Below are 11,907 nucleotides of genomic sequence, written 5' to 3'. Positions count from 1 at the left end.
AAATTTCATAACAGCTGATTCTGTTATTTTAATGTGAAAAATAAGGTCATTCTTTAACTTTTGAACAAAAAAGCAGCATTTAACCTGCGTAACTCGACACTTGTGCGATAAATGTACTTTTTTGGGGTTCCAATTTTAAAGGGGAGCTGCTTTACTTTCTAGACATAGTGCGTCGAACGCTTATTTTATAAGTGTACAATAATTTTTACATAAACTTTTTAGACGCCTATCTCTATGCATACACAACAAACTAATTTTGGAGAAAAAGCGTGGCTACAACTAATACAGCAGCACCACGTGATACGTGGGGGTCTAAACTAGGCTTCGTAATGGCAGCAGCGGGTTCCGCTGTCGGTTTAGGCAATATATGGAAATTCCCTTACACAGCGGGTGAGAGTGGCGGCGGTGCATTCGTTGCTATCTACCTTATCTTTGTTATTTTTATCGGCTTTAGCGTGATGCTGACAGAGTTCGCTATTGGTCGTAAGACAGGTCTTTCTGCCGTAGGTGCATTCAAAACAACTGACCGACGCTGGACGTTCACTGGCGTTATGGGAGTCTTCAGTGGTCTTTTGATCATGGGCTTCTACCCAGTGGTTGGTGGTTGGGCATTGGCCTACATCTTTAAAGTGGGCGGTGGTCTACTCAGCGCGCCAGAAGCAATTGGCGACAGCTTTGGCGGTTTCATCTCAGATCCGATTCAACCTTTAATGTGGATGGGTGTTTACCTGTTCCTTAACGTCATGATTGTGATGAAAGGGATTTCGGGTGGTATTGAGAAAGCCGGTAAGGTTCTGATGCCGCTTTTGTTCTTAATCCTAATCGTTGTTTCTGTTAAAGGCTTGATGCTGCCAGGTGCAATGGCTGGCCTTGAGTTCTTATTCATGCCGGACTTTTCTAAAGTCGATAGCAATGTGGTTCTTGCTGCACTAGGGCAGGCGTTCTTCTCACTTAGCTTAGGTATGGGCTGTATGATGACGTACGGTTCTTACCTGAAGAAGAAAGAGAACCTAGTTCAAACAACCGGTATGGTTACTGCGATGGATACAGGTGTAGCGATTCTTGCTGGTGTTGCTATGTTCCCAGCTATGTTTGCCTTTGGCATGGAGCCTGCGGCAGGCCCTGGTCTTGTATTCGTTGTCGTTCCTCAACTATTTGCTGAAATGGGCGGTGTGATTGGGTTGCTATTCGCGTTGCTATTTTTCATCGGTTTGACGGTGGCGGCATTAACTTCTTCAGTATCACTATTGGAAGTTGTCGTGTCTTACCTAATTGACGAGAAAGGCATGAAGCGCTCTAACGCAGTTCTGTCTGCAAGTGCAGTTATGGCGGCATTATGTATTTTTGCGTCACTATCGTTAGGTGGAATGGGGCCAACGCTGTTCGGTACCGGTGCCTTTGATATCTTCGACTTGCTAACGGACAAAATCTTCTTAGCGGTTGGTGGTATGTTGGTTTGTATCTTTGCTGGATGGCGCCTAAGGCGTGCTGAGCTAGAAAAAGAGATCACTAATGACGGCGAAGTATCTTTCCCGCTATTTGGATTGTGGTACAACTTAGTTAAATACCTGATTCCTGTTGCGATTGCTATTGTTGCCTTCATGGGGATTAAGTCTGGCTTTGACAGTGGCAAAGGTGAAATCATGCTGCTGGGTATCGCAATCATTGGTCTTGCTGGTATTTTCTCTAGAAAGCTCTAGCTCAGGCCTTGGGGCAAGCCTCGATAGCTTTGTCCGATAACTTATGTATACTGCTGGCTCCAAACGTGGAGCCAGTTTTTTTATGTTCGATATTCTACATACCCATCCCGATTTTCTGATCATCAATAAGCATCCCAACGTCTCTGTTCATAAAGACGATGGCGACACAATGCTGCTGCAAGAAGTGGCTAAGCAGAGTGGTGATGAGCAGCTCTATCTTATCCATCGCTTGGATAAAATGACATCGGGTATTCTGCTCCTCGGACGCAACGCCAAAGCGGCCAGTGCGTTATCGCAAGCCTTTGCTGACCGCCAAGTGGAAAAGTTCTATCTGGCGATTGGCTCTAAAAAGCCGAAAAAGAAACAAGGTTTGGTCGTTGGTGATATGGAGCGTTCGCGCCGTTCATCATGGAAGCTGGTCAACAGCAAAAATAACCCAGCCGTTACCCAGTTTTTCTCTCTTGCGGCAGAGCCCGGAGAACGCCTATTTTTATGTAAGCCGCACACTGGTAAAACGCATCAAATCCGCGTGGCATTAAAATCGGTTGGCTCAGGTATTGTTGGTGACCCGATTTACAATGCAGGCAATGAGGCTGATCGCGGTTATCTGCATGCATTTTCACTTTGCTTCCAATACCGAGATGAGCAATATCGCTTTGTTTGCGACCCACGAGAACACAAAATGCTTGGTAAAAAATGGCACAGTGAGACCGTCTCTCAGGGTTTGGATACTTGGCTTTCCCCTTGGGAACTGAACTGGCCTACGATCAAATAACCGTCACAAAGAAAACTAATAAGAGAACTCGATGCAAGCATCACAACTTCCGCTGTTTTTTCAGCATCTAGAAACCGAGCTCGCGCAAGCTCCGAATGAAATTCGTCGACTGTTTCATGGTCGTGGCCGCCGTTTTGAGGGCCTAGAGCAAATCACCTGTGATTGGTTACAAGGTCAGTTGATTATCAATTTGTTTAAAGAAGTCGACGACGCGTTTCTCGCTGAGCTGAAAAGCGGCCTCAATGCGTTGGCACAATCACAACTGTGGGCAGATAAGCAAGGTCGCACTATGGTTCTTCAGCACCGTTATGCCGATGGTGCGCCTTCAGAAGTGCTTGTCGGTGAATTAGACGCTCGCCCTGTCGTTGAAGAAAGCGGTTTGAAATACCAATTGGATATTGGCCGCAACCAAAACTTCGGTCTGTTTTTGGACATGCGCTACGGTCGTGATTGGGTACGGGAAAATGCGAAGCATAAAAACGTGCTTAACTTGTTTGCTTACACGTGTGGCTTTTCTGTCGCTGCCATTGCGGGGGGCGCAGATAAAGTGGTTAACGTCGACATGGCAAAAGCGTCGCTGTCTAAAGGTCGTGAGAACCACAAGCTAAATGGTCATAACATCAACCAGGTAAGCTTTATGGGGCACGATATCTTTAAATCGTGGGGTAAGATTAAAAAATCTGGTCAGTATGACTTGATTATCATCGATCCGCCTTCATTCCAGAAAGGCAGCTTTGCGCTGACTAAAGATTACAAAAAGATTCTACGTCGATTGCCGGATTTGTTGGCAGACGGCGGTCAAGTGATGGCATGTGTGAACTCGCCATCTGTGACAAGCGACTTCTTGATTGAAAGCATGAAAGAAGAAGCGCCAGAGTTGACATACCGTGAGCGTCTGGATAACCCACCAGAGTTTATGGACGTAGACAGCGAAGCTGCATTGAAAGTGTTGTTGTTTAGCGAGAAGCAATGACGACGAAACGAAAGTTGTACCTATCTATAATACCAGCCGTTTGAGTACGGCTGGCATTTCCGCGATACCCCGTCAATCTGAATAGCGAGACACGAGTGTGATTCAGAGTCTATTCTCAGAGTGAGTTATTCCCAACACACTGATATTAGATTCCTGATCTCGCCTAGGCTCGTCGGAATTACGGGAAACAATAAAAGATCGATACCAGCAGCATTAACCGATCTGCACTTCAAGATCCGCTTCGATGGTTGATGAGCAGGCGAGCACATAGCCCTGTTCAATTTCTTCTGGCGTTAATGTTTCTAGGCTGGTGGAAGAGACGTTGCCTTGACGAACCTTGCATTTGCACGAGCCACAAATGCCGCTACGACAAGCGACGATTAATGGTAAACCTGCGCCTTCAAGCACATCGGCCAGTACCTGACCTTTTTGCGCATCGATGGTTTGAGCAAAGTCAGGAACAGATACACAAACAGCTTCATCGGATACCGATGTTTCTGCGCCAGTCGCTGGCGTAAAACTCTCTTGGTAGAAGTTCGTCATGTCAAAACCAAGGTCATTCAAATAGCCGTGAACATCTTGCATAAACTGGCTTGGACCACACAGGTAAACGGTGCGCTGTTTGAAATCATGAACAAGCTCTTTAAGCCAGTCGGCATTCAAACGACCTTGTGGGTGTGACGTTCCTTCGCGGTTTTTAAGCAACAGCTTTAAATGGAAGTTGGGATACACAGCGTCGAACGTTTCTAGCTGATCGTAGTAAATCGTCTCTTCTGGGCTGCGTGCGATATGAAGAAATGCGATGTCCACATCGTTGTCGTTTTCATCTTGATTACTCAGCCAGTGCTTTGCCATCGAAAATACGGGCGTGACGCCGCAACCTGCACTGATAAGCAAGGCTTTTGTTTCGCCATTACGTAAAACGGGTGGGTGGTCAATGCAGTTAAACTCGCCCGCTGGTGGTAATGCTTGAACGGTATCACCAAGCAGCAGCGAGTCAACGATGTAGTTCGATACTTTACCGCCAGATACTCGTTTGATGGTGAGTTGAAGGTGATCGTCTTCATTGATCGAGCTGATTGAATAGGCACGAAACTCCATTTTTCCATCAATTTCGACGCCCAAGTTAATAAACTGGCCAGGCTTAAACTGAAACAGAAGTGATTCGGTTAGTTCGGCCAATTTGATGCTGACGGTGTCGTGTGTTTCGAAGTATTTGTCGATGCAACGGAGTGTGACGGGTTGGTTACCTTGCCATTCAAAAAACATAACAATCTCTTTGGTTGTGGCTATTTTTAGTTCGAAATAGATAGCGCCTCCACGTAAGGAGGCGCGTAACAAGCAGGTTTATTAGGCTACTAGGATGGCTTTTAGATCATCCTGAACATTGCCAATACTGCGCATATCGAACTTCTCTTGGATGATGGCGATTAGGTTTGGCGTTAGGAATGCCGGTGCAGTAGGGCCTGTGTAAATGCCTTTCACACCCAATGCAAATAGTGTTAGCAAGATAACGATCGCTTTTTGCTCGAACCAAGAAAGCACAAGCGTGAGTGGTAGTTCATTGATGTCACAGTCAAACTCTTTCGCCAGTGCAAGTGCAAGCTGGATTGCAGAGTACGCATCGTTACATTGGCCCACATCCAATAGGCGAGGGATACCGTTGATATCGCCGAACGTATTCTTGTTGAAGCGAAACTTACCACACGCCAACGTCAGGATTAGCGTGTCTTCTGGTGCTTCAGCCGTAAAATCGGTGTAGTAGCTGCGTTCCGCTTTATCACCATCACAACCGCCGACTAGGAAGAAGTGTTTGATGTTGCCTTGCTTCACTTGGTCGATAACCGCAGGGGCGGCGTTCATCAGTGCATTGCGACCAAAACCAACCGTGATGTGGTGTTCGATTTCATCGTGTTGGAAACCGTCTTGCGCTAGAGCACATTCAATCACTTGGCTAAAATCATCACCTTCGATGTGAGCCACTCCAGGCCAGCCAACAATACTGCGGGTGAATAGACGGTCTGCGTATTGACCCACATTTGGATTCAACAAGCAGTTTGACGTCATTACGATTGCACCAGGGAAGTTTGCGAATTCTTTCTGTTGGTTTTGCCATGCGCTGCCGTAGTTACCGACGAGATGAGGGTATTTCTTCAGCTCTGGGTAGCCGTGTGCAGGCAGCATTTCACCGTTGGTGTAAACGTTAATGCCTTTGCCTTCAGTCTGTTGCAGGATTTTTTCTAGGTCATGCAAATCATGACCAGAAACAAGAATACACTTGCCTTTTACTGGCTTGACGTTCACTGTGGTTGGTTCTGGATGACCGAAGGTCGTTGTTTCACCTTGGTCGAGCATTTCCATCACTTTGTAGTTCATCAGGCCAATGCGCATTGAGCAATCAAGTAGTTCGCCGAGATCTTCAGGATCTGTGCCCAACCACGCCATGATTTCATGGTATTCGGCATAGATATCGTTGTTGGTTTGCTCAAGAACACGTGCGTGCTCCATGTACGCGGCTGCACCTTTAAGTCCGTATAGGCAAAGTAGGCGTAGGCCAATAACATCTTCATGTACTTGGTCTTTACCACGGTTAACCGCGACTTGAGGAGCAAAAGCTAAGATCGCTTCTGCGCTGTTTGGTAGCTCAAAGTGGGCAACCGCAGGAATGTCAGCGACTTCGGTATCGGCAAGCGTTGCTGCAGACATCACTTGCTCTTTTAGCAATGCTTTGTACGTTGCAGCTTGAGAAGTTAACTCTAAGATGCGTTCAGGGTCGAAGTTTACGTTCGTCAATGTAGAGAAAAATGCTTTTGGTGCCCATTGGTTGATTTCATCGTTAATGATGTTGAATTCAAGTACTTTTGATGCCCAAAAAGAAACCCCTTGCAGTGTGTAAACCAACACGTCTTGTAGGTCTGATACTTCAGAAGTTTTGCCACACATGCCTTGTGCAAAAGAACAACCTTTAACAGCAGGGGTTTGAATTGTCTGTTCACATTGAATACAGAACATATTGGGTTCTCCAGTGATTGTTTTAATAGTCGTGATGTTGACCACTAGAGAGCAGAATGCGTGCCAATTGTTATCTTATTGATTTATATTTAATTTTATCGTTTTTAGATGAGTGGTTGATGTAATTAAGACAACGCAGTTGATGTCTTAATTACATCGGCTTCTTGTGGTTGGTTATTTATTGATCCCGAGCTTTTTACCCATCCGATATAAGTTCCCGCGATCCATTTGTAAAAACTCCGCTGCTTTTGCCCAAACGCCACCAGTTTGGCTCAAAGCATGTTCAATTAAATCACGCTGATAGCTTTCTATCAGCTCCCGCATTGGCTGGCTTTCTTTAGGCAGATAATGCGATGTGTTTTTTACATCATTGAGAGCCAGTGAGGTGTCGAAATGGTTAAGCATGATCGTGCTCGCACCTTGTTGAATGGCGTGTAAAGCCGCGCGAGTTAACGTATGTTCGAGCTCGCGCACGTTTCCGTACCAAGGTAAAGATTCCAATTGAGTCAACACTTTAGGATGAACGTGCAGATTGGGTGCATTGAATTGTTGGCGTACTTTTTCCAACAAATATCCTGCTAAAACGGGAATATCCCCGTCACGGGCACGCAGTGGGGGGACTTGGATTGGGAACACGTTCAAACGGTGGAAAAGGTCTGCTCGAAACGTGCCAGCTTCGACCTCTTTTTCTAATTGTCGATTGGTCGCGGCGATGATGCGCACATTGACCATCAAATGCTGATCGCTACCTACACGTTGCAGCTCGCCTTGCTGAATTACGCGCAGCAATTTTGCTTGCAAAATCAAAGGCAGTTCGCCCACTTCATCAAGGAAAATCGTTCCACCGTCTGCCAGTTCAAACTTACCGGCACGGTGGCTATTAGCACCTGTAAATGCGCCTTTGACATGGCCAAACAGTTCACTCTCAGCCAGACCTTCAGGCAGGGCCGCACAGTTTACGTAAATCATCGGCTTATCGCTACGATGAGATTGCGCGTGCACCGAGTGCGCGACCAGTTCTTTACCAGTACCGGTCTCTCCTGTGATAAGTACCGCGTAATCTGATTGAGCAACGGTCGCAATGTTGTTTCGTAACTGGTTGATCTGCGGACTTAAACCCACCATTTCGCCATGTTGGGAACGGGCTTGCTGGATAAGGGTTTGAGTGACGCTTTTTTGCTTCTGGTTTTGCGCTTTGAGTGCTTTTAATTGCGCAATGTTACGCAATGTCGCAGCGGTCAAAGCCGCAAAGGTTTCGATAGCGACAGGGTCAATGTCATCAAACGCACCCACTGTTAGAGCATCCATAGTTAGTGCGCCAACAAGTTGTCCTTCCACATACAAGCTAAAGCCCATGCAATCGTGAACATCAATGCACTGGTCTTCGGTTAATAGTGTGCCGTCGAAAGGATCAGGCAGTGAACAATCGGCATCGAAACGCACCGGTTCACGGCTATGAATAATGGCATCTAAGCGTGGATGTGCTTTGGGGAAATAGCGACGACCTAAGACCGAGCTGGATAAGCCTTTTACCGCGACAGGAGTCAAAAAACCATCCTCATCAAAGATAAACAGGCAGCTCGCATCACATGGGAATACTTGCGCGACCCCATCAATGAGGTTTTGATATTGCTGCTCGTGAGAGCGATTAGAGCTGAGGTTTAGCGCGATATTAAGGAGTACGTGGTCAACAGTCGGAGTCATAACAAGCCCAAAGTTATCTGGAATGGGCTCATGCTAGCAACTTGATGTCATTTGAACATCGAAAGGTGTGGGAGATTGATGTTCCATTGACGACGATCAAACTTGATACAAATAGAATCGCGCAAGCCGATGAGTAAGCAACGTACGCTTGCGCGGATTAAACTCTTTGAACTAAAACAGCAGACCAATGGAAAGGAGTTACCGCGTTCAAATTAGCGAGGAACAACCCTTGCGTCATTGCCAGACATGTTGATTTGAACGGCTTGGCCTGGCTGAAAAATCATGTTGGGGTTTGCTTCTTGAACGACAGAGATTATTTTTCCATCCTCTAAGCGAATGGTCAGATTCACACCATTTCGTTTCGCGGTTGCTTCAGCGGCTTTACTGCCGGCATAACCACCCAGCAGACCACCACCAATAGCTGCGATATCCGAGCCAGAGCCGCCCCCGACTTTTGAGCCTAATATACCACCCACGGCGGCACCAGCGATTGTACCTATGGCGTTGGATTGGGTAGAGGCATCAATGGTTACTGGTTCAACTTTTTCAATCGTTCCGTAGTAAACCTGCTGAACTTTGCGTGTGTCTGAAGAGCCGTATGCATCTCCGTACGGGTTAGGTGAGGTACAGCCGCTAAGCATAACAATACAAGACATGATGAGCAGCATACCTAGCTTGACGTATTTTTTCATATAGCCTCCGAATGATTTCTCTCCATCCAAAGAGTATATACCCCAATTTAATATGTGCTTTAGTTTTATATAAAACAGGTACTTAGCGGCTGTTCTCTCAAGAAAACGTGAACTTCTAAGTGGTTTAATGGCCTTTAAGCGTATGAAACCCAGAGTAAATACGTGTGAATGTGGTAAACCAACATGCTGCACCAAAGATATAAGCAATGACGGCAAAGTGTTGCGGTAACAAACAAAATAGCACCAAACAACCAATGGTTTCAGTACCTTCGGTTAAACCGCTCATGTAGTAGAGAGATTTGTGTTTATACACTGGATTATCGATGCCTTGTTTGCCTGCCATGATGGCAAAAGCCAAAAAGCTGCTTCCCGTTCCGACAAAGGAAAAAATCAAAAATGCCCCTGCAATGGCATTTTGTTCTGGATTGGCCAACACAAAACCAAAAGGAATCAAGGAATAGAACAGAAAATCTAAGCTGATATCGAGAAAGCCTCCGGCATCGGTAATGCCTTGAATCCTCGCTAGTGCACCGTCTAATCCATCACAGATTCTGTTCAGCAAAATAAACAGCAACGCCAACAAGTACTGTTCGGCGATCAAAGCCGGTAGGGCAAAACAGCCAAGCACAAAACCAAATACTGTCGTCTGATTTGCGGTGATGCCACATTTATCGAGGTACGTCGCACTGAGTGCCAGCGGTTTGCGGATGAGCTTTATACTCAGGCTATCAAGCATGGTTTGTCTCCCACGGCCAATTTAGGCAGCGGCTGCCATCAGGAATATCATCCTCATCGTGCGTTACCATCAAAGTAGGGATGTTCGCTTGCTGTAATTGATCGACCACCCAGTTGCGAAATTGTACACGCAGGTCTTTATCCAACTTGCTATAGGGTTCATCAAGTAGCGCAACTTTCGGCTTTGCCAGCAGCATACGAGTCAATGAGATACGGGCGCGTTGCCCTCCGGAGATTTGATCTGGAAAGGATTCGGCAAGTTTGGTCAATGCAATGTTCTTCAGTGCTTGCATGGCGTGTGCTTTACGCTCCTCACCTTTGATTGAGTTTGGTAGCGCGAATGCAAGATTCTCCCACACCGTTAAGTGAGGGAAGAGCAAATCTTCTTGGAACAGAATACCAACCTGACGCTTATGTGCAGGGAGGGCATCCAACTGTTCGTTATCAAGCGTAATGGAGCCCGAGTAGTTGAACTCGGCGGAGAGATGTCCAGCTATGGCATCCAACAAAGTGGATTTACCACAGCCGCTTGGTCCCATCAGAGTAACAATTTCACCTTTCTCTACGGTCATGTTGAACGCTGAAAAAAGCGTGTCGCCATTGGCTTTACGGATGGCGAGGTTTTCGAGACAAAGACTCATTCAGTAGTAAACCTTTTATAGACAAGCGGCGATACTTCACGTGTAAGCGGCTTAGTAGTATCGCAAAAGAGAAGAACAAGAACGGCAAGAGTGCTTGCCAAATGGCGTAAATCGCGGTGACACGTCGGTCAAAACCACTGGATAGCGCAACGGCTTCGGTGGTGATGGTGCTAATGCGCCCAGCCCCTAGCACCAATGTCGGCAGGTATTGCGCCAGACTTACGCTAATCCCGACCGCCCATGCGAATGCAATCGCAGGTAGTAAAATTGGCAGTTTCACTTTTAACCAAGCTTGCATCAGTGATTTACCCAAGCTGAGTGCGACGCGAGTTAAGCCGTTATCGAAGCTGCGCCATGGACCGTCTAGAGAGAGGTAAATAAATGGGAACGCGAAGAACACGTGCGCCCAGCATACCCAAAAGAAATACGCGTTGCTGTTTAAGTACAGCGTCACTACTTGCATACCGAATAGCACGGATAGCTGAGGAATCAGCATTGGGATGGCGATGATGTAACCGGGCACCTGCCAGCGATAACGAAGGCGATACTCATGTGCGATCAAGGCAAGAGCTAGAGCGACGGTCGCGCTGATAACGGCAATCAGCATGCTCTGTTCCAGCGTACCAAGAATGCTGTGCCATTCGTATTCCCAAAAACGCAGGCTATAACGGCTCGGTAGTAAATCTGGAAAGCGCCAGCGTTGAGCAAAGCTCCATACCACCATGAGTGGAATCATTAGAAGTGCGAGTAGCGCGATCAGTGAAAATAGGGTTTTACCGGGTAAACGAAACCCGTTTCGACCAGAGTACTGCCAGCGTTTGAAGCCTTTGGTAATACACCATTCCATCAAGCGTGCAAATCCAATCAAAAGGCTAGCGATCGCAAACAACATGACCGCGCCTGCGGCAGCTCTTGGTAGAAGTGATAAATCAGGATCGTTAAACCACTGCCATACCAAAACTGCAAACGTCGGTGGGTTGGTAGGGCCAATAATCAATGCAACATCAACAACCGACAAGCTGTAAGCCAATACCGCCAGCATTGGAAAGCGCAGTTTTGTTATCCATTGTGGGAATACGCATTTCCACCACGCTTGCGCCGAACTGTAGCCCATTGAGTGACTGACTTTTTCAATCTTATCGACTTTCAATTGCTGAAGAATTGGAATACTCATCAACAATAAAAACGGCACTTCTTTAATCGCAAGCATGATGATCAAACCGAGTGCATGCGGATCTTTAATCAGCAATGCTAAGTCATTCACCGTTTGTGCATTGGGATCGTAACCAAACAGTTGGTTGAGAACACGAACGCCCATACCTGTTGGTGCAAACAAGAAGGCAAAGCCAATTGCAAACGCGACATGCGGCATAGCGAGAAGTGGCGAGAGGCTAACTTCAATTTTTCGCCAAAACTTGCTGCCCCACGATGCTTGCAAAATCGCAAATGTGATCAAGCAAGCCAAGTAGCTACTAAAAATGGCAGAGTAGAAAGTCAGCCCGATGGATGTCCAAACACCCTCCCAATCAAAAACAGCGTTAAAGCCATCTAAAGAAAAGTGGTGCAAGCCGATAGGAGGTACATAACCGAGCGCAGAAACCACCACTCCGAGTAGTCCCGGAATGGTAGGTAAAATACAAACAGCGATAATGACTAAATATAGCGCTCTTAACAT

At 46.6% G+C, this 11,907-nt stretch carries 10 protein-coding genes; 3 read left to right on the top strand and 7 right to left on the bottom strand.

Going from position 1 to position 11,907, the window contains the following annotated elements; genetic code table 11:
* Window positions 1–329 precede the first annotated feature (329 nt).
* The 3 genes from MSG33_RS11045 (at window position 330) to MSG33_RS11035 (ending at window position 3,448) form a co-directional block, all read left to right on the top strand.
* On the top strand, window positions 330–1,700 hold the full coding sequence (locus MSG33_RS11045) for a sodium-dependent transporter (RefSeq protein WP_248381203.1): 1,371 nt from the start codon (window positions 330–332) through the stop codon (window positions 1,698–1,700).
* An 82-nt stretch (window positions 1,701–1,782) separates the two neighbouring features.
* On the top strand, window positions 1,783–2,475 hold the full coding sequence (locus MSG33_RS11040; protein ID WP_104974250.1) for a TIGR01621 family pseudouridine synthase: 693 nt from the start codon (window positions 1,783–1,785) through the stop codon (window positions 2,473–2,475).
* 31 nt (window positions 2,476–2,506) lie between these two features.
* A complete protein-coding gene (locus MSG33_RS11035) occupies window positions 2,507–3,448 on the top strand; it encodes a class I SAM-dependent methyltransferase (protein WP_248381052.1) in 942 nt (313 codons plus the stop codon).
* A 213-nt stretch (window positions 3,449–3,661) separates the two neighbouring features.
* Here the strand turns inward: MSG33_RS11035 and MSG33_RS11030 are convergent, their stop codons facing one another.
* From MSG33_RS11030 to MSG33_RS11000, 7 genes are all read right to left on the bottom strand, one after another.
* Window positions 3,662–4,717: a hybrid-cluster NAD(P)-dependent oxidoreductase gene (locus tag MSG33_RS11030; protein WP_248381049.1), complete on the bottom strand. Its 1,056-nt coding sequence runs from the start codon at window positions 4,715–4,717 to the stop codon at window positions 3,662–3,664.
* Between the two features lie 81 nt (window positions 4,718–4,798).
* Window positions 4,799–6,460 carry a hydroxylamine reductase gene (gene hcp, locus MSG33_RS11025; protein WP_248381047.1) on the bottom strand — a complete coding sequence of 554 codons (1,662 nt, stop codon included), beginning with the start codon at window positions 6,458–6,460 and terminating at the stop codon, window positions 4,799–4,801.
* Window positions 6,461–6,634: 174 nt separating this feature from the next.
* Window positions 6,635–8,164, bottom strand: a complete 1,530-nt coding sequence (gene norR, locus MSG33_RS11020) for a nitric oxide reductase transcriptional regulator NorR (protein WP_248381045.1) — start codon at window positions 8,162–8,164, stop codon at window positions 6,635–6,637.
* 212 nt (window positions 8,165–8,376) lie between these two features.
* Window positions 8,377–8,856 carry a glycine zipper 2TM domain-containing protein gene (locus MSG33_RS11015; RefSeq protein WP_012841939.1) on the bottom strand — a complete coding sequence of 160 codons (480 nt, stop codon included), beginning with the start codon at window positions 8,854–8,856 and terminating at the stop codon, window positions 8,377–8,379.
* 124 nt (window positions 8,857–8,980) lie between these two features.
* A complete protein-coding gene (locus MSG33_RS11010) occupies window positions 8,981–9,592 on the bottom strand; it encodes a CDP-alcohol phosphatidyltransferase family protein (protein ID WP_145474230.1) in 612 nt (203 codons plus the stop codon).
* Window positions 9,585–10,232 carry an ATP-binding cassette domain-containing protein gene (locus MSG33_RS11005; RefSeq protein WP_248381043.1) on the bottom strand — a complete coding sequence of 216 codons (648 nt, stop codon included), beginning with the start codon at window positions 10,230–10,232 and terminating at the stop codon, window positions 9,585–9,587. Before MSG33_RS11005 ends, MSG33_RS11010 begins: the two co-directional genes overlap by 8 nt.
* Complete coding sequence (locus tag MSG33_RS11000; RefSeq protein ID WP_248381040.1) at window positions 10,198–11,907, bottom strand: ABC transporter permease; 1,710 nt, start codon at window positions 11,905–11,907, stop codon at window positions 10,198–10,200. The genes MSG33_RS11005 and MSG33_RS11000 overlap by 35 nt, the downstream gene beginning before the upstream one ends.

This window comes from Vibrio sp. 1CM7H, from assembly GCF_023161645.1.
GTDB classification, from domain to species: Bacteria; Pseudomonadota; Gammaproteobacteria; order Enterobacterales; family Vibrionaceae; genus Vibrio; species Vibrio diabolicus.
The sequence above is the reverse complement of the archived record's forward strand: the minus strand, read 5'-3'. Positions and strand labels throughout refer to the sequence as shown.